This window comes from Nitratireductor soli (genome assembly GCF_001050155.1).
GTDB classification, from domain to species: domain Bacteria; phylum Pseudomonadota; class Alphaproteobacteria; order Rhizobiales; family Rhizobiaceae; genus Nitratireductor; species Nitratireductor soli.
In genome coordinates this window covers 313,738-331,482 of record NZ_LFVY01000003.1, presented here as the reverse complement: position 1 = coordinate 331,482, position 17,745 = coordinate 313,738, and the positions used below count along the sequence as shown (strand labels likewise).

Here is a 17,745-nt window from a genome sequence, read left to right as displayed (position 1 = left end):
GAAAGCCGATCATGCATTAAGACTGAAACCGGACCACCTCATAGGGGCAGGCCAAATCGACATCGGGTCGACGATGCACATGGCCGCGGTAGACCGCGATGCCTGCGAGACGCCCGTGCGCGCTTTCGGCACCTTTACGCAAAACCTGAATGATCTTGCAGCGTGGTTCCGGTCGTGCGGGGTGACGAGTGTCGCGATGGAGTCGACCGGCGTCTATTGGATACCTGCCTGTCCGTCATCAGGGATTTTGGGACAATTGGCGGCGTGAGCTAACGGAGGCTCTGGCCCATCAGGGTTATCATTTTAGGCGGCCGCTTCTCGATGAAGCAAGCGGCGTTGTCTGATGGTTTCGCGTTTGATCCTTTCCCTTTCTAGCATGATGACGTCGCCGCGGCCGTAGTAGACGTCGGCGGGGGTGAGATTACCGAGGCTCTCGTGGTAGCGACGGTGGTTGTAGTGATCGACGAACGCCGCGACCTGCCGCTCAAGGTCGCTCGGCAGGAAGTAGTTTTCGAGCAGGATGCGGTTCTTCAAGGTCTGTGCCAGCGCTCGATCTTACCCTGGGTCTGGGGATGGCAGAGCGCTCCGCGGGTGTGCTCCATGCCCTTGCCGGACAGCCATTCGGCCAGATCGGAAGAGACGTAAGACGGGCCGTTGTCGGAGAGCAACCGCGGCCGCTGCACGACCCTGGCGCTGTCACGGTCGGACGCCTGCAGCGCCATGGTCAGCGTGTCGGTGACGTCCCCGGCCTTCATGGTGGCGCATAGCTTCCTGGCGACGATGTAGCGAGAGAAGTCGTCGAGCACGGTCGACAGGTAGAACCATCCCCAGCCGATGACCTTCAGATACGTGAAGTCGGTCTGCCAGAGTTGGTTCGGCGCTGTCGTCTTGTCATGGAACTCATCGGCGGCCTTGATGATGATGAAGGCCGGACTTGTGATCAGGTTATGCGCCTTGAGGAGGCGATAGACCGAGGATTCCGAGACGAAGTAGCCCTTCGTGTCGGTGAAGGTGACCGCCGGTTCCCGGGGCGACAGCTCCGGCTCGTTCAACGCCAGCTCGATGATCTGGTCACGCACCTCATTGGGAACACGGTTCCAGACCCGGTTCGGCCGAGGCCTGCGATCCTCCAGCCCATCGAAGCCGTCGGCAAGGAAGCGATCATACCAGCGATTGAAGGTCGATCGCGGAATGCCGAGCTTCTGCGGCGTGCGCCGCGCCGACAGGTGCGAGTTCTCGACCAGGCGGATGATCTCCAGCTTCTCGGATGCGGGGTATCTCATTCGTCGTCGCCCCCATCGGCGATCACGCTTTTTTTAAGCAGCCGCAACTCCAGCGCCTGTTCGGCGACGACCTCCTTGCGCAGCACGGCGATCGATTCCTCGCCGCGCAGGCCTTCCAGCACGATGCGGATCGTCTCCTCGGGAGAATACTGCTTGCGGGTCGCACGCCGGATGTCCTTGATGACCTGTTCCGCTGGCGCTTTCCGTGTCCCGGATTTCTGTCTCATCTTCGCTCCTTTGAAAGGCTACGATGAACCAGAAATCCTCCGTTCTCAGTTAAGCCGATTTGGCCCCATCGGTGCTGACGCCAGACAGGCCTGGCCGCCTGCCAGAAGGGGCTCTCCGTCGGCTTCACTACGGCTGCGGCATTGGTCAGCGAGATGATGGAGGCCCGGGACGAGCGGCGTCTGCTCCGCTTCCAAAAGCAGATGGCCTCCTTTCAGTTGCTGATCATCGATGAGCTGGGTTTCGTGCCGCTCTCCAAGACCGGCGCGGAGTTGCTGTTCGAGCTGATCTCGCAACGTTATGTGCGGGGTGCCACGCTGATCACCAGCAACCTGCCCTTCGATGAATGGACGGAAACGCTGGGATCCGAGCGTCTGACCGGTGCCCTGCTGGACCGCATTACCCACCACGTCACCATTCTCGAGATGAACGGCGAAAGCTACCACCTGGCGTAAAGCCGGGCACGAAAGACCGCCAACGCTCACCGGTGAAATACCCGACGCTGCAAGCGAGAAACTCTGGTCGGGCTGCGCCCTCCCGGCGTTCCCAGCTTGCGGCGCTAAGTGGCCGACTTTTGCGCCGCCCAATGGCCGACTTTTGCTCCGCCGTTGACAGAACTCCAAGGGGAAATTGGTTCGCATCTACCGGATGCTTTCAACCGGCCGCGCGGCGTCATCTACAGATCCATCACGCGGGTTCGTGATGCGTTCGGTCTTATCGTGTCTGCGGGAACAGATCTTGTTCCGACCCCAACTAACGGTATCGCGCTGCATCTGATATTTATGGACCATGGTCCATTTTTATTGACGCGACGTCGCGACTATGCGACTTTCCCGAAAATCGCGTGGCATGCCCCGCATCCTGCTGGGCGCACGGGACGCAATTGCTGCGCGCCAAAGGGAGGCTTTTCGTGACACCAGCCGAGCAACAGGTCACCACCGAGCTGTTCATCGATGGCGCGGCGCGACCCGCCGAGAACGGGCGCACCTATGCCATTCACAATCCGGCGCGGCCCGGCGAGTGCGTCGGCCATGCGGCTCGCGGATCGGTGGCGGATGTGGACGCGGCCGTGCGCGCCGCGCATGAAGCCTATCCGGCCTGGGCGCGAACTTCCTATGGCGAACGCGCCGCTCTGCTGGCGAAGATCGCCGAAATCCTGGTTGCCGACGAGGAAGACGTCGCCTATCGCTCCAGCCTGTTCTGCCGCGAGCACGGCAAGGTTCTCAAGGAGGCCCGGCTGGAAATGGCGCGGCTCGGCGATCGCTTTCTCCTCTCGGCCTCCTATGCCGATCGCCTGCAGGCCGACGAAACGCTGACAGGCCCGCCCTTCGACACGATCATCACGCGCCAGCCGCGCGGCGTCGCAGCCCTGATCGTGCCGTGGAACTGGCCGCTTTCCATTCTCGGCGCCAAGCTGCCGCAGGCGCTGATGGCTGGCAACACGGTGGTCGTCAAGCCGTCGCAGAATTCGGCCCTGGCGCCGACATTGACCCTGCACAAGATGGCGCGCCTTCTGCCGCCCGGCGTGCTCAATGTCGTCACCGGCAGTTCCGGTGAGATCGGCGACGCGCTGGTCGGCCATGAACTGGTCCGGCGGGTCAATTTCACCGGCTCGATCGAGGTCGGCAAGCATGTGATGAAGACCGCCGCCGAGCGCCTGACGCCGGTCACGCTCGAACTCGGCGGCAACGACGCGGCCATCGTCCTGCCTGACGCGACCCTCGATGCCGCCGCCTTCATGCGCATGTATCTTGGCGCCTTCATGTCGACCGGCCAGATCTGCATGGCGCTGAAGCGGCTCTATGTGCACCGCTCGCGCTATGACGAGGTCGTCGACGGCCTGTCGGCCGCCTGCGCGCGGCAGGTGATCGGCGACGGCATGCTGCCGGAAACGACCATGGGTCCGCTCAACAACCGCAAGCAGCTCCGCATCGTCCAGGGCATGATCGCCGAGGCACGCAGCGCCGGCGCCGAGGTCAGGGAATTCGGCGCCGTGCCCGATGCCGAACTCTACGCTCAAGGTTACTTCCAGAAGCCGACGCTGGTGTTCCGGCCCGACCCCCGCCTCAGCGTCGTGCGCGACGAGCAGTTCGGCCCGATCCTGCCGATCATCCCGTTCGACGATGAGGCGGAAGCCGTGCGGCTGGCCAATGACAGCGATTTCGGCCTCTGTTCCTCCGTCTGGACGGAGGACCGTGAGCGCGCGCTGGCCATCGCCCGGAAGCTGGAGGCCGGCTATACCTACATCAACGGGCATGGCCCCGCGGCGCAAGACAGCCGCGGCCCCTTCGGCGGGTTCAAGCAATCCGGCATCGGCCGCAACCTCGGCTATGAGGGCGTGCTCGAATTCCAGGGATACCATTCGATCTCCGCCCCGGCGGGCTGGTTGAACGGCGCCTGACAGCGCTTGCGCCCTTGCCGGCCTGAACCGGGCCGGCAAGGGCGCAAGCGGATATTTTTAGTTGTGAACCAAGGTCCGACAAATGGACTTTGATGAGAGAATGCGCTGGGTCAGCCTGGGAGTTGGGCACAGCGCGCCGATGGAGGAGACGTTCATGCGACTTTTTTCCCACGCTCATCGCCCGGTCCATCTCGGGCCCTATCCCTCCGAGCGGCTGGGCCGCACCGACGACATGCCCGATCTCGCCCTGGTGAGGGGAAACGGCACTCTGCGCGAAAGCTTTGACAACGATCCGCTGCATCTGGGCAAAACGGTTAGCGACTATATGTGCGCACTCGACGCGGTGCGCGACGGCGACCACAGCCCGCTGCGTGCCGAGATTCCCGACAGTCCGCGCGAGCGCGCCCAGCACATGAAGGCTGCCGGCTACTTCCTCGACAGCGCCCTGGTCGGCGTGTGCAGGCTCGATGACGTGCACCACCTGGCCGAGCGGGTCGAGCACCCGCTGCTGCGCTGCACTTCCTACGCCCATTCGGAGGAAAAGCTGCGCCTGCGTTTCAACCCCGGCGCGGTGATCCGCCAGATGGGCCGGGCGCTGGAACTGGCCGACAGGCCGCTCGACCACCACACCCACGCCGTCGTCTTTCTGGTCGAGTACCCGCGCGATCCCGGCATCGATGAGCCGGGCGCCGACTGGATCGCAGGCCTGCAGGAGTGGCGCGCCGCCCTGCGCAGCGCCGAGACGGCGGCCGTCATGGCCAATTATCTGCGCGTGCTCGGCTACGAGGCCCGCAGCCACACCGCCACCACCACTGATTTCGATCTCAACCGGATGGCCGTTTCCGCCGGCCTTGCCCGCGTCGGACAGAATGGCGAGATCGCCAACCCATTCATCGGTCCGCGCTTCGGCCTGGCCGCCGTGACGACGACGCTGGAGATGGAGCCGGATGCGCCGCTCAGGGCGCAAGGCCTGGCCGACCGCATGCGCGCCAAGGGTGCTGCCTGGTGGGTCGGCTATGGCAGCCCGAAAAACGCCCGCAACCGCACTGATTTCGCCAAGCGCAACTTCAAGGACAGCCGCTATCCTGTGGAGAAGCTGAAACGCGTCGAGAAGACCACCACCTATATCGACGAGGAGCGCATTCCGCGCGTGCCGAAAAGCAGTGAGTTCTTCCTGCGCGCCGCCTTCGGTGATCTCGGCAAGGGGCCGATGGAGGCGTCGAAGGACGGCTACTCGGTTGCCAAGGCGCCGCTGGCGGCGGCGCTGCGCCTGGCGCTCAACACCTATTCGCTGCTGCAGCGCGGCGAGGAAGCGCCCGAGCGCGCCAAGGGCTATGAAGACCCGAAGCGCAATGCCGAGCTGATCAAGGCGACGCTCCATTTCCTGGGCGCGGATATTTGCGGCATCTCGCGCGCGCCCGACTGGGTCTGGTATTCGCACCGCCAGGACGGCACCGAGATGAAGGTGCAGCATAAGCTGGCCGTCTCGGTGATGATCGACCAGGGCTACGAAACCATGGACGGCGCCAGCGGCGACGACTGGATTTCCAGCGCCCAGTCGATGCGCACCTATATGCGCGCCGGTCTGGTCTGCGGCGTGATGGCCCAGCATCTGCGCTATCTCGGCTTCTCCGCCACCGCCCACTCGGCCGCCGACAGCGACGTCATCCAGACGCCGCTCGTGCTCCTGGCCGGGCTGGGCGAGGTCAGCCGCATCGGCGAAACCATCCTCAACCCGTTCCTCGGGCCGCGCCTCAAGACAGGCATCCTGACCACCGATTTCCCTATGGAGGTCGACCAGCCGATCGATTTCGGCCTGCAGAAATTCTGCGGCTCGTGTAACAAATGCGCCCGCGAATGCCCCTCCGGCGCCATTTCCTCCGGCCCGAAGGTGATGTTCAACGGTTATGAGATCTGGAAGGCGGATGTGGAGAAATGCACCCGCTACCGCGTCACCAATCTCGGCGGCTCCATGTGCGGCCGCTGCATGAAGACCTGCCCGTGGAACCTGGAAGGCCTTGTCCGCGAGGCGCCGTTCCGCTGGGCGGCGATGAATTTTCCCTCGGCTGCCAAGCTGATTGCCCGCCTCGACGACGCGGTCGGGCGCGGCAAAATCAACCCGGTCAAGAAATGGTGGTGGGACATCGCCAATGACGGCACCGGCAAGGTGGTGAAGGCGGCAGAGACCAACCGCCGCGACCTCAACCGCCACATCGACCTGAAATACGAGGACCAGACGCTGGCCGCCTATCCCGCGCCGCTGGCCCCGCTGCCGCTGCCGATGCCCAATCCGGTCGACCGCGAGGCCGGCATCGCCGCCTATAAGGGTCTGCTCGATCCCCAGGATTATCAGGCGCGCGTCAAGCGTGGCGAGACCGAGGGGCTGACGCCGGGTCTGAAGAAGCTTGCCGGCCCGGCGCCGGTCATCGTCGCGCGGATCAAGAGCCGGCGCCAAAGCTCGGCGGACGGCAAGATCGACCTGTTCGAGATCGAGACGCGCGACGGTGCGCCCTTGCCCGCCTTCACAGCCGGGGCGCATATCGATATCACCGTGACGCCGCAATTCATCCGCCAGTTCTCGCTGGCCGGCGATCCGTTGAAGCTGGACACCTATCTGGTAGGGGTCTTGCACGAGGACGAGGGGCGCGGCGGATCGAAGAAGATCCACCAAATGCTGAAGCCCGGTGCGCCGGTCGTCATCTCGCAGCCGCGCAATCATTTTCCGGTCGTCGCCGAAGGCAGGCGGCACCTGCTTCTCGCCGGCGGCATCGGCGTCACCCCGCTGATCGCCATGGGGCACGAACTGCACCGGTCCGGGGCCGATTTCATCCTCTACTATAAGGCGCGCACGCGCGCCCAGGCGGCCTTCATCGCGGAGCTGGAAGAGGTGCCGTGGATCGACCGCGTGCGCTTTCATTTCAGCGACGAAAACAGGCTCGACATCGCCGACGTGCTTGGCGACTACCGGCCCGGCGATCACCTCTACACCTGCGGTCCGTCTCCCTTCATGGACGCGATCTTCGACACGGCGCTCGCCAAGGGCTGGCAGGAAGATGCGCTGCACCGGGAATATTTCTCCGTGCCCGACGGCATGGAATATGAAAACCATCCGTTCACGCTGGAACTCGCGAAGTCCGGCACGGTGATCGAGGTTCCGGCGGATCAGAAGGCCACCGAGGCGCTGGAGAAAGCCGGCTACAATATCGACGTCAAATGCTCGGACGGGCTGTGCGGCGTCTGCTCGACCGGCTATCTGTCGGGCGAGGTGGAGCACCGCGATTTCGTGCTGAGCAAGGAGCAGCGCCAGAAGCGCATGATCCTGTGCTGTTCGCGCGCCGCCGCCGCCGACGGACGCATCGTGCTCGACCTTTAGAACCCCAAAAAGCCCGGCTGTTGCCAGCCGGGCCCAATCTTCAAAAACTGAACATCAATCGAGGCGCGCCAGGATCTTCTGCGCCAGAAGCCGGTAGTCGGCTTTCTCCGCCTCGCTCAACTCGCCAAGCTCCAATGCGCCGACGATCTTCTGCCATTCGGCGGTGGCTTGCGCCATGCGGCCCGAAAGGCCGAGATCGGCGGCGGTCCTGGCGGCTTCCTCCATCTCGGCGGCGCGCCGTGTGCCGTGCACCATGACGCGTTCGAGCATATAGGCTGAGCGCTCGGTCCAGCCGAAACCCGGAAACGTCTTTTCCAGCGATGGCAGGACCACCGCATCGACGCCTTCGCGGGTCGCCGACAGCACGCATTCCACCACCAGTGCCTCGATCCCCTTGACCATGATGCTGCGGATCATCTTGATCGCCGAGGCGGTGCCGACCGGCCCCTCGGCCAGCGCCGGCCGCATGTCCAGATTCTCGAGAATGACGAGCGCTTCGTCCGCGTGCGGACCGCTGACCAGCAGCGGCGCGTGATGGCGCAGCGGCAGCGCCGGCGACATCACCGCGACATCCACATAGCGCGCGCCGGCAGCCTCGATCGCCTCGGCCGCCGCCCGCTTGGAGGCCGGCGCGCAGGAATTCATGTCGAGATAGAACGCACCGGGGCCGATAAGCGCTGCCGTGTTGCGGGCCGCCGCCAGCGCCTGGTCGGCGGTCACCGTGCTGAAGACGAGATCGGCGTTATCAAGCGCCTCTCCCAGCGTCGTGCAGCCGGAAATGCGGGCATTGAGATAATCGGCGTGCTTGCCGGCCGCCACGTTCTCCATGGCATTGTCGGTCTTGATGTCGAACGCCTTAACCAGCCGTCGCCGCTGCACGCCCCAGCCATCGACAAAGGCGTTCGCTGCTTCGCCAAATCCGACAAAGGCAATGGTCTGCATGGGCGGGCGTCCGTTTCTGGCAGTCAGGATTGAAGAAGGGCGTCGATACGGTCGATGACGCGCATGGCCGGCAGCACGTCGCGGATCGTCGATTGCGCCGGCCGCACGCCATTGATGGCGTCGATGAAAGCCTGGTCCTGGTCGAGGAAGGCGGCACCCGAAAGCTGGATGGGCATGCGCTCGTGATCCGTCAGTTCGTCGCGGAACACATGGAACGTGCCGCTGTCGCCGATATAGCGATAGAAGCCGCCGAACGGACCCTGATTGTTGAACGACAGGGCGAGCGACAGCAGCGCGCCGTTCCTGGCCTTCAGCCCAATGCTCATATCCATTGGGATGCCAAGCTCGGGATGCGGCGGCCCGGCCTGGCCGAAGGCCTGCGGCGCGGGATCGCCGGTCAGCCAGATGAACAGGTCGATCGTGTGGCAGGCGTGATGCCACAGGAGATTGTCGACCCAGCTGCGCGGTTCGCCATGCATGTTGAGGTTGGTGCGGCGGAAGAAATAGGTCTCCGCCACCAGGTGCTGGAGGGTGAACGAGCCGTCCTCCATCTGCGCCTTCAAATGGCGGTGTGCTGGCGAGAAGCGCCGCGTGTGGGCCGCCATCGCTACCTGTTCGCCGCGCGCGTCGCTCAGGGCGGCAAGTTCCTCGCAAGCGGCCAGGTCGAGGCCGATCGGGATTTCCACCAGCACATGCTTGCCGGCGCTCAGCGCCCTGGCCGCATGGTCCGGGTGCAGCGCCGAAGGGCTGGCGATGATCACCGCGTCGATGTCGCGGCGCTCCAGCATGGCATCAAGATCGGCCGAGGCCGTGGCGATGTTCCATTTGGCGGCAAAGGCAGCCCCCGCCATCGCCTCGCCGTGGACCAGCGCCACGACCTCGATTCCAGCTATGCGCGACAGCGATTGCATATGCGTGTCGGCAATCGCGCCTTCGCCAACGATACCGATCCGCACCATCGCAGTCGCTCCCCCGCCCTGGCGTTACTTGTTGCGGTAGCAGGCAAGGCCTGCGGCGGTCAGCGAGGCCGAGACATGGTAGTGCTGGTAGACCTCCTCCACCTCCATGTTCATCGCGCCGCGCGCCACCAGCCACATGATCAGCTCGGCGCCTTCATGGCCGGCTTCCTTCATGAACACGCCATTGGGGATCCGGGTCAGCGCCATCGGGTCGGTGACCATCTTGTCGAGGAACATGCGGTCGAAATTCGGCTGCATGAAGCCGGAGCGCTCGCCCTGCAACTGATGCGACATGCCGCCCGTGCCCATGATCAGCACCCGCGTGTCCTTCGGATAGGCGTCCACCGCCTTGCGGATCGCCTGGCCGAGCTTGAAGCAGCGCGCCGCCATCGGCAGCGGGAACTGGATTGTGTTGACGGTGATCGGGATGACGCGGGTCGGCCATTCCTCGACCTCGCCGGCCGGACCGCCGAAGAACACGCTCATCGGCACGGAGAAACCGTGATCGACATTCATTTCCTGGAACATGGTCATGTCGAATTCCTGGGCGACCAGGTGTTCGATCAGGTGCCAGCTCAGCTCCGGGTCACCCTGGAAGGGCGGGATGGGCCTTGGGCCCCAGCCCTCGTCGCCCGACAGATACTGCGCCGCAGCGCCAATGCCGAAGGTCGGCACGCGGTCGAGAAACACTTCCAGCCCATGGTCGTTGTAGACGACGATGGTGACGTCGGGCTTCAGTTCCTTGACGAATTCCTTGGCCGGCAGATATCCGTCGAACAATGGCTTCCAGTAGGGGTCCTGCGTGATGCCGCTGTCCATGGCGATGCCGATGGAGGGGACGTGGCTCGTCGTGACGGCGGCGATGATTTCAGCCATGGAAACCTCCTATTGATCCTTGTGGGCGTTGAGCTTGGCGCGGAATTCCTCGAGCGTCATGCTGTTCTGCTGCGCGCCCACATGCTGCATGGAGACGTGGTCGATCGCCGCCAGCTTGAACACGTAGTAGATGTTGCCGCCCGAGCGGATCATGCCGATCCAGTCGCGCTCGCGGACCAGCCGCAAGGATTCCTCGCTGAGTCCGAACCGGGCGCAATAGGCGACCTCGTCGGCGGCGAACGCTTCGCGGTTCTCCGGCTTGGTCAGCGACATGCACATCTTGTTGAGCGGATAGTTCTTCTGGCTGCGCGTGCCGTCGAACAGGTAGGTGCCCTCCAGCGAGCGGGCGAGCCGCTTGTCTTCCTCGATGCGTTCGGTGATCGATGGTTCGTCGCCGGTCTCTTCATGGCCGGTCTTTTCACGGGACGATGACATGGAAGCCTCCTTGTTCGGACAGGGGCGGAGCCTGTCGCGTGGCACTAGCATTGGCGGAGCGTCGACTGAAATTGGAAACACGCGCTCCACCATTCATTTTCCGCATGACAAGAGCTGTACATTGGTCGGGAACCGAAGTTTTCCGCCGGAATGGCATTCACCCGTGCCGAACGTTGCGATCTCACCGGGCGTCAGACCTCGAACGGCAGGCCGATATACTGCTCGGCCAGCGCCGCCTGCGCGCGCTCGGAAGCGCACAAATGGTCGTAGTCGTTGAAGCGCACCTTCTTCTCGAACGGTGTTTCCTGCGGAAACACATGCAGCAGCTTGGTCAGCCACCAGGACAGGCGCTCGGCCGACCAGACGCGGCGCAGCGCCATCGCCGAGTAGCCGTCGAGATAGGCATCGTCGCCCTTGCGGTAGTGGGTCTCCAACGCGCGGGCCAGGTAGAAGACGTCGGAGACCGCTAGGTTGAGGCCCTTGGCGCCGGTCGGCGGCACGATGTGCGCCGCATCGCCGGCCAGGAACATCCGCCCGTAACGCATCGGCTCGGCGACGAAGCTGCGCAGCGGGGCGATGGATTTCTCGATCGACGGGCCGGTGACGATCCGCTCGGCGAGCACACTTGGAAAGCGCACCTTCAGTTCCTCCCAGAAGCGCTCGTCCGGCCAGTCGTTCAGGTCGGCGTCGACGTCGCACTGGATGTAGTAGCGGCTGAGCATCGGGTTGCGCTGCGAGGCGAGCGCGAAACCATTGTCGTGCTGGGCGTAAATGATGTCGGGCAGGGGCGGGGTTTCCGACATGATGCCGAGCCAGCCGAACGGATAGACCTGCTCATAGGTCCGGAGGATATCGGCGGGAATCGACTGCCGGCCGACGCCGTGAAAGCCGTCACAGGCGGCGATGAAATCGCAATCGATGCGTTCTTCCTTGCCGTCCTTGACATAGGTCACGTAGGGCTTGTCGCCGGTCAGGTCGTGCAGCGCCACCTCGGTGGCCTCGTCGATGATCTCGGCGCCCGCCTTCTCCCGCGCCGCATACAGATCCTCGGTGATCGCCGTCTGGCCATAGGCCATCATCGGCTTGCCGGTGTATTTGACCGTGTCGATGAAGAACGGGTCGCGCCCTTGCCAGACGATGTGCGTGCCGTCGTGCAGATGGCCCTCGCGGTCCATGCGCTCGCCCAGGCCGATGTCGCGCAGGAGCTTGATCGTGCCATACTCCAGCACGCCGGCGCGGATGCGCTTCAGTACATAATCCTTGCTTTGCCGCTCCAGGACGATGCTGTCGATCCCTTTCAGGTCGAGGATGTGGGAAAGTAGCAGCCCGGCCGGACCTCCACCGATAATGGCGATGCGCGTTTTCTTCATGGTTCGAAAATACCAGCGTGGGTGAATCTTGATGATATCCGCCGCGCCGGCGTGCCGGGCTCAGCGGCCCGCTCGGACGAGCCGCGGCGGGAAGACACCCAATTAAGGGGAAGGCGATTGCTCTGTCAAGAAAATGAACTATGGTCTGTACAATGGACCATCGCGAAGCCGCACGACAGCCCCGCCACCGGTGAAAACGCGATCGGGACGATCGGCGAATTGACAGAATCGGGCTTTTGGAAAAGTCTCCTCCCTTTATCTGGCCAATATCCGGCAGGCATGGAGCTGGCATGACGGAATCCGATGAAGAGTCCGCGCCGACCGGCGTGCGGTCGCTGTTGCGCGGGCTTGAAATACTGATAGCGGTCAACGAGAACCCGCCGGCGACGATCACCCGGCTGGTGACCCTGACCGGACTGCCGAAGGCCACCGTGATCCGCCTTCTGGCGACGCTGAAATCGGCCGGCTATTTGCGCCAGAACAGCGTCACAGGCGCCTACGAACCCTTGCCGCAGGTGCGCCGTCTGGCCAGCGCCATGATGGTCGAGAACCCATTCCTCAACGAGGCGCGCCAGCGGCTGAACGCCTTCGGCCAAAAGGTCGGTTGGCCGTCCGACTTGTTGATAGCCGAGCCCGATGCGATGGTGACGGCCGCCTCCAACCGCGACACGGCGCCGATCCATCTGCGCCGCTTCGAGCAGCGCCGTTTTCCGATCCTCCATTCAGCCGCCGGCCTGGCCTTTCTAGCTGCCTTGCCGTCGGACGAGCGCCTGCAGATCGTCAATCGCCACTGCGCCATGCTGGACGATGGCAATGATGCAAGCGCCCGCGCCGAGGCGACGCTGAAAGCCGTTGCCGAAGTCCAGGAGCAAGGCTATTCGATGCACGACTACAACGCGCCGATGGCCGGCACGCGGGCGGTCGGCGTCGCGATGCTGTCGCAGGATCGGCCGGTCGGTGCGCTGGTCCTGATCATCCTCAAGAATGCCGTCACCGGTGAGCAGCTTCACCAGCAATATCTGCCGGCGCTGCAGGAATGCGCCACGCTTCTCGGCGACGCCTACCAGCTCCATCGCGGCGCGCAAATGCCATTTCCCGACGCGTGATGGTCAAACTTCGGCGGCAATCGACCGCAGATGCTCGAGCAGGCGCTGCTGCGGCACGGCCGGCATCCAGCCTTCGCGCATCGTGATGCCGATCGAGCGCTCGCTGCCGTCGAGCGGGTAGGGAATTTCCGAAAGCAGGCCGAGCTTGATCTCGTAGTCTACCTGCCGGGCCGAGATGATGGTCAGCCGATCGCTGTTCATCAACAGGCCGCGCAACACCGTCAGCGAGCCGGTCTCGATCGGGTGCGCCTCGCCCTGCGAGCGCTCCAGCGTCTTGTAAAACCCGTCGAAATAGGTGCGCGCCGGTGCGCCGGCGCGCGGCGCGATCCAAGGGCAGGCAGCCAGGCGCGACAGTGTCACCGCCCCGCCCGCCAGCAGCGGGTGGTTGCTCCGCCCGACGATGATCATCGGATCGACGAACAGCTCCTCCTGCACCAGTTCCGGCGGCAGCAGTGTCCGGCGTAGGGCGCCGATGATGATGTCGATGTCGCCATGTCGCAGCGCCTTGGAGAGGTCCGTATACGGCGCATCGACCACGGTGATGTCGAGCATCGGGTATTCATCGGCGAGCCGCATCAGCGCGCGGGGCAGCAGGCTGGTCTTGGCCAGCGGCAGGCAGCCGATGGCGAAGCGCCCTACGAAGCTGCCCTTCCAGCCCTGCACATCGGCCTGCGCCTGCGCGAACTCGCCCAGCGCCAGCTTGGCCAGCCGCGAGAACTCGACAGCCTGGCGCGTCGGCTTGACGCCGGCGCTGGTGCGCTCGAACAGGGCGCAGGTCAATTGCGCTTCCAGTTCGCGGCAGGAGCGATGCACCGTCGATTGCTGCACGGCGAGCTGCTGCGCACCGAGCCGGAAACTCTCGTGCTCGACCACGGCGATCAGCGCCCGCAACTGACTGAGCGTGAAGCGGCGATGCAGATGCGGCGGCGGCTTGTCGGCAAAGCGCGCCGCGTAGTCGCCGGCGCGCCGCAGATAATGCGTGCCGCGGCCGATGCGTTTCAGGTAGATCTCACCGGGCTCGGTCGGCACCATGCCGCGCCGCCGGTTGAACAACTTCACCCCAAGTTGCGCCTCCACCTTGGCGATGCCCTGCGTCAATGCCGGCTGCGACAGGTTCAGGTGGTCGCAGGCGCGCGTGATGCTGTGCGTCGCGGCGATCGCCTCCAGCGCCTGCAGGTGCTTCAGGTTGGGGATGTCTGCATAGCTGTCCAATACGAGCCTCCAGGTGAAAAGCGCCGCGCGCCGGCCTGCGCAGCCAGGATTCTTGCCATAGCCGAAAACTAGAATTGCGCAAAATGAATAGTTGGGGATGCCCGATGCGACATTCAAATTGGCGGGCGCGGCTGAAAAGGCGCTAGCTTTGCAAGCTGAAAGCCCACACGAAGAAAGTAGCGACCGACCCTATGGCCAACGACAAGACCGCTCTCGTTATCAGCGCCCATTCCGCCGACTTCGTCTGGAGGGCAGGCGGCGCCATAGCCCTGCATGCCAAGCTTGGCTATGAGGTCACCGTGGTCTGCCTGTCCTACGGCGAACGCGGTGAATCCGCCAAATTGTGGAAGTCGGAGGGCATGACCCTCGACAAGGTCAAGACCGAGCGCCGGCGCGAAGCGGAGAATGCCGCCAAGGCGCTCGACGTTCACGATATCCAATTCTTCGACTTGGGCGATTATCCGCTCGAGATCGACCGCGATGCGAAATACCGGCTGGTCGACGTGATCCGCGCCGTGCAGCCGCGCTTCATGCTCAGCCACTCCCATTACGACCCGTACAATCTCGATCATTCCCACACGACCAAGATCGCCATGGAGTGCCGCATGATCGCCCAGGCCTGGGGCCACAACCCCGGTGAGAAGGTGCTCGGCGCCCCGCAGCTTTATCTGTTCGAGCCGCACCAGACCGAGCAGATGGGCTGGAAGCCGGACGCCTTCCTCGACATCACCGATGTCTGGGAGAAGAAGAAGCAGGCCATCGAATGCATGGAGGGCCAGGAGCATCTCTGGCACTTCTACACCAACGTTGCCGAGAATCGCGGCAATCATTTCCGCCGCAATTCCGGCGGTCAGTCGGGAGGCCGCGCCGCCAAGTACGCGGAAGGCTTCCAGTCGGTCTATCCGCGCACCGTCGACGAACTCTAGGGATATCTCCGCATGAACGTCGTCGTACAGAACATCGAGCGGGTCGATCCCGCAATCGTCGAAGGCCTCGGCAAATGCGGCGTCTCGACGGTGCATGAGGCGCAAGGGCGCAAGGGTCTGCTGGCCTCCTACATGCGGCCGATCTATCCGGGCGCGCGGCTTGCCGCCTCCGCCGTCACCATCCTGGCGCCGCCCTGCGACAACTGGATGGTGCATGTCGCCATAGAGCAGGTGCGGGCCGGCGACATCCTCGTGCTCGCCACCACGTCGCCATCCGATGCCGGCTATTTCGGCGATTTGCTCGCCACTTCGATGCAAGCGCGCGGCGGCGTCGGGCTGATCATCGATGCCGGCGTGCGCGACGTGAGCGACCTGACGCAGACGCGCTTTCCGGTCTGGTCGAAGGCGGTTTGCGCGCAGGGTACGGTCAAGGAAACGCTCGGCTCGGTCAACATACCGGTGGTCTGCGCCGGTGCGCTCGTCCATCCGGGCGACGTCATCGTCGCCGACGATGACGGGGTCTGTGTGGTCCGCCGCGCGGAAGCAGCCGATGTCCTCGCCAAAGCGCAGACGCGCGAGGCAAACGAGGAGGCCAAGCGCGCTCGGCTTGCCGCCGGCGAACTCGGCCTCGACATTTACGGCATGCGCCCGCGTCTGGAAGACAAGGGGCTGAAATATGTCTGATGGCGTGCGCTGCATGTGGATGCGCGGCGGCACCTCGAAGGGCGGGGTCTTCCTCGCCGCCGACCTGCCGGCGGACACGGCTGCACGCGACGCGTTCCTGCTCGGCGTGATGGGCTCGCCCGATCCGCGCCAGATCGACGGCCTCGGCGGGGCCGATCCGCTGACCTCGAAGGTGGCGATCGTTTCGCCTTCGGCACGCGACGACGCCGATGTCGACTACCTGTTCCTGCAGGTGTTTGTCGACCAGGCGCTGGTCACCGACGCGCAGGGCTGCGGCAACATGCTCGCCGCCGTCGGTCCGTTCGCCATCGAGCGCGGCCTGGTGCCGGCGACAGACGGCGAAACCCGCGTCCGCATCTACATGGAAAACACCGCCAAGGTGACTGTGGCGCGCGTCGCCACGCCGGGCGGCCGCGTCACCTATCGTGGCGATGCCCGCATCGACGGCGTGCCGGGAACCGCCGCCGCCGTGCCGCTCGAATTTCTCGATGTCGCCGGTTCCAGTTGCGGCGCGCTGCTGCCGACCGGCCGCGCGCTCGACATGATCGACGGCGTCGCCGTGACCTGCATCGACAACGGCATGCCTGTGGTGGTGCTCGCCGCCGGCGACATGGGCATCACCGGCTACGAGACGCGCGAGGAACTCGACGCTAACACCGCGCTGAAGGCCCGCCTCGAAACCATCCGCCTCATCGCCGGGCCGATGATGAATCTCGGCGATGTGGCACAGAAATCCGTGCCGAAGATGACCATGGTCGCGCCCGCCCGCGACGGCGGAGCGATCGCCACGCGCACCTTCATCCCGCATCGCTGCCACGCATCCATCGGCGTGTTCGGTGCGGTCAGCGTCGCCACGGCCTGCCTGCTGCCCGGCGCGCCGGTGACAGCCATTGCCACCGTGCCGCAGGGCTTTGACAAGGTGCTGCTCATAGAGCATCCCTCCGGCGCCACGCCGGCAATCCTGTCGGTCGACGGGGAGGGCGCGGTGACGGGCGCCGGCATGCTGCGCACCGCCCGCAAGCTTTTCGACGGCGAGGTGTTCGCCCAATGACAACGGAAACGACGACCATGGCCACCGAACCGCCGACCTTTCACCCGAACCCGTCGAAGCCGGTCTACGTGCCGCCGGCTGGCGCGGTCGACGCGCATTGCCATGTGTTCGGCCCGGCGGCGCGTTTTCCCTTCGCGCCGGAGCGCAAATACACGCCCACCGATGCGCCGAAGGAAAAGCTGTTCGCCCTGCGTCGGCATCTGGGTTTTGCCCGCAACGTCATCGTCCAGGCGAGCTGCCACGGCAAGGACAATGCGGCGCTGATCGACGCGCTGGAGACGGAGCCGGAAACGACGCGCGGCGTTGCCGTGGTCGCGCCGTCAATCACCGACGAAGAGCTGCAAAAGATGGACAGGGCCGGCGTGCGCGCCGTGCGCTTCAATTTTCTCAAGCGGTTGGTCGATGCCGCGCCGCGCGAGGATTTCCAGCGCGTCGCCGAGCGTGTCGCCAGGCTCGGCTGGCATGTCGTCGTGTATTTCGAGATGCCGGATCTCGCTGACCTGGCGCCGTTCCTGCGCGGCCTGCCGACCACGGTGGTGATCGATCACATGGGTAGGCCCGATGTCGCGGACGGCGCCGCCGCCGCTTCGTTCGCCGCCTTCGTCGAACTGCTCGAGGACGAGAAATTCTGGGTCAAGGTCGGTTGCCCGGAGCGCCTGACGGTCAAGGGGCCGCCCTATCGCGACGTCGTTCCCTTCGCCCGGCGCCTGGTCGAGACCTATCCAGACCGCGTCCTGTGGGGCACCGACTGGCCGCATCCGAACATGAAGAGCCACATTCCCGATGACGGACTGTTGGTCGATCTCATCCCGGCGATCGCGCCAACCCCCGAACTGCAGCGCAAGCTGCTCATCGACAACCCCTTGCGCCTCTACTGGGGCGAGAAGTAACGGCATACCGGC

The 17,745-nt window shown here is 64.6% G+C and carries 13 protein-coding genes and 3 pseudogenes; 9 read left to right on the top strand and 7 right to left on the bottom strand.

Annotated features, from left to right (window positions below):
* Positions 1–22: 22 nt before the first annotated feature.
* Positions 23–226 (top strand): annotated as a pseudogene (locus tag AB843_RS25970) (IS110 family transposase); the annotation flags it as partial.
* 77 nt (positions 227–303) lie between these two features.
* Here AB843_RS25970 and AB843_RS25480 read toward each other — a convergent pair.
* Positions 304–1,510 (bottom strand): annotated as a pseudogene (locus AB843_RS25480) (IS3 family transposase).
* A gap of 87 nt (positions 1,511–1,597) precedes the next feature.
* On the opposite strand from AB843_RS25480, the pseudogene AB843_RS05665 reads away from it, so the two are divergent.
* The 3 genes and pseudogenes from AB843_RS05665 to AB843_RS05655 form a co-directional block, all read left to right on the top strand.
* Positions 1,598–1,963 (top strand): annotated as a pseudogene (locus tag AB843_RS05665) (ATP-binding protein); the annotation flags it as partial.
* 455 nt (positions 1,964–2,418) lie between these two features.
* A complete protein-coding gene (locus AB843_RS05660) occupies positions 2,419–3,909 on the top strand; it encodes an aldehyde dehydrogenase family protein (RefSeq protein ID WP_048645853.1) in 1,491 nt (496 codons plus the stop codon).
* Between the two features lie 154 nt (positions 3,910–4,063).
* A complete protein-coding gene (locus tag AB843_RS05655; protein ID WP_048645852.1) occupies positions 4,064–7,282 on the top strand; it encodes a 4Fe-4S double cluster binding domain-containing protein in 3,219 nt (1,072 codons plus the stop codon).
* Positions 7,283–7,336: 54 nt separating this feature from the next.
* On the opposite strand, the gene AB843_RS05650 is transcribed toward AB843_RS05655, so the two are convergent.
* From AB843_RS05650 to pobA, 5 genes are all read right to left on the bottom strand, one after another.
* Entirely contained in the window at positions 7,337–8,224 is an 888-nt protein-coding gene (locus tag AB843_RS05650; RefSeq protein WP_048645795.1) for a DUF1932 domain-containing protein, read from the bottom strand.
* A 23-nt stretch (positions 8,225–8,247) separates the two neighbouring features.
* On the bottom strand, positions 8,248–9,183 hold the full coding sequence (locus tag AB843_RS05645; RefSeq protein WP_082143666.1) for a Gfo/Idh/MocA family oxidoreductase: 936 nt from the start codon (positions 9,181–9,183) through the stop codon (positions 8,248–8,250).
* Positions 9,184–9,207: 24 nt separating this feature from the next.
* Complete coding sequence (locus AB843_RS05640) at positions 9,208–10,059, bottom strand: class III extradiol dioxygenase family protein (RefSeq protein WP_048645794.1); 852 nt, start codon at positions 10,057–10,059, stop codon at positions 9,208–9,210.
* 9 nt (positions 10,060–10,068) lie between these two features.
* A complete protein-coding gene (locus AB843_RS05635) occupies positions 10,069–10,494 on the bottom strand; it encodes a protocatechuate 3,4-dioxygenase (protein WP_082143665.1) in 426 nt (141 codons plus the stop codon).
* Between the two features lie 191 nt (positions 10,495–10,685).
* Positions 10,686–11,864 (bottom strand): 4-hydroxybenzoate 3-monooxygenase, encoded by a 1,179-nt coding sequence (gene pobA, locus AB843_RS05630; protein WP_048645793.1) that lies wholly within the window; start codon positions 11,862–11,864, stop codon positions 10,686–10,688.
* 290 nt (positions 11,865–12,154) lie between these two features.
* Between pobA and AB843_RS05625 the strand changes: the two genes are divergently transcribed.
* Positions 12,155–12,970: a helix-turn-helix domain-containing protein gene (locus AB843_RS05625; protein WP_048645792.1), complete on the top strand. Its 816-nt coding sequence runs from the start codon at positions 12,155–12,157 to the stop codon at positions 12,968–12,970.
* 3 nt (positions 12,971–12,973) lie between these two features.
* Here the strand turns inward: AB843_RS05625 and AB843_RS05620 are convergent, their stop codons facing one another.
* Positions 12,974–14,182, bottom strand: coding sequence for a LysR family transcriptional regulator (locus AB843_RS05620; protein WP_162230629.1), 1,209 nt, complete (start codon positions 14,180–14,182; stop codon positions 12,974–12,976).
* Between the two features lie 191 nt (positions 14,183–14,373).
* On the opposite strand from AB843_RS05620, the gene AB843_RS05615 reads away from it, so the two are divergent.
* Genes AB843_RS05615 through AB843_RS05600 form a run of 4 tightly spaced genes read left to right on the top strand, consistent with a single transcriptional unit; the run spans position 14,374 to position 17,733 of the window.
* Complete coding sequence (locus tag AB843_RS05615; protein ID WP_048645790.1) at positions 14,374–15,108, top strand: PIG-L deacetylase family protein; 735 nt, start codon at positions 14,374–14,376, stop codon at positions 15,106–15,108.
* Between the two features lie 12 nt (positions 15,109–15,120).
* Entirely contained in the window at positions 15,121–15,792 is a 672-nt protein-coding gene (locus AB843_RS05610) for a 4-carboxy-4-hydroxy-2-oxoadipate aldolase/oxaloacetate decarboxylase (RefSeq protein WP_048645789.1), read from the top strand.
* Positions 15,785–16,843 (top strand): 4-oxalomesaconate tautomerase, encoded by a 1,059-nt coding sequence (locus AB843_RS05605; protein WP_048645788.1) that lies wholly within the window; start codon positions 15,785–15,787, stop codon positions 16,841–16,843. Before AB843_RS05610 ends, AB843_RS05605 begins: the two co-directional genes overlap by 8 nt.
* The gene (locus AB843_RS05600; RefSeq protein WP_244467901.1) at positions 16,840–17,733 is read left to right on the top strand and encodes an amidohydrolase family protein; all 894 of its coding nucleotides are present in this window, start codon (positions 16,840–16,842) and stop codon (positions 17,731–17,733) included. The genes AB843_RS05605 and AB843_RS05600 overlap by 4 nt, the downstream gene beginning before the upstream one ends.
* Positions 17,734–17,745 lie beyond the last annotated feature (12 nt).

Coding starts and splice junctions, on each gene's coding strand:
- AB843_RS05655 (WP_048645852.1), top strand. CDS start 4,064: ATGCGACTTTTTTCCCACGCTCATCGCCCGGTCCATCTCGGGCCCTAT.
- AB843_RS05650 (WP_048645795.1), bottom strand. CDS start 8,224: ATGCAGACCATTGCCTTTGTCGGATTTGGCGAAGCAGCGAACGCCTTT.
- AB843_RS05645 (WP_082143666.1), bottom strand. CDS start 9,183: ATGGTGCGGATCGGTATCGTTGGCGAAGGCGCGATTGCCGACACGCAT.
- AB843_RS05640 (WP_048645794.1), bottom strand. CDS start 10,059: ATGGCTGAAATCATCGCCGCCGTCACGACGAGCCACGTCCCCTCCATC.
- AB843_RS05635 (WP_082143665.1), bottom strand. CDS start 10,494: ATGTCATCGTCCCGTGAAAAGACCGGCCATGAAGAGACCGGCGACGAA.
- pobA (WP_048645793.1), bottom strand. CDS start 11,864: ATGAAGAAAACGCGCATCGCCATTATCGGTGGAGGTCCGGCCGGGCTG.
- AB843_RS05625 (WP_048645792.1), top strand. CDS start 12,155: ATGACGGAATCCGATGAAGAGTCCGCGCCGACCGGCGTGCGGTCGCTG.
- AB843_RS05615 (WP_048645790.1), top strand. CDS start 14,374: ATGGCCAACGACAAGACCGCTCTCGTTATCAGCGCCCATTCCGCCGAC.
- AB843_RS05610 (WP_048645789.1), top strand. CDS start 15,121: ATGAACGTCGTCGTACAGAACATCGAGCGGGTCGATCCCGCAATCGTC.
- AB843_RS05605 (WP_048645788.1), top strand. CDS start 15,785: ATGTCTGATGGCGTGCGCTGCATGTGGATGCGCGGCGGCACCTCGAAG.
- AB843_RS05600 (WP_244467901.1), top strand. CDS start 16,840: ATGACAACGGAAACGACGACCATGGCCACCGAACCGCCGACCTTTCAC.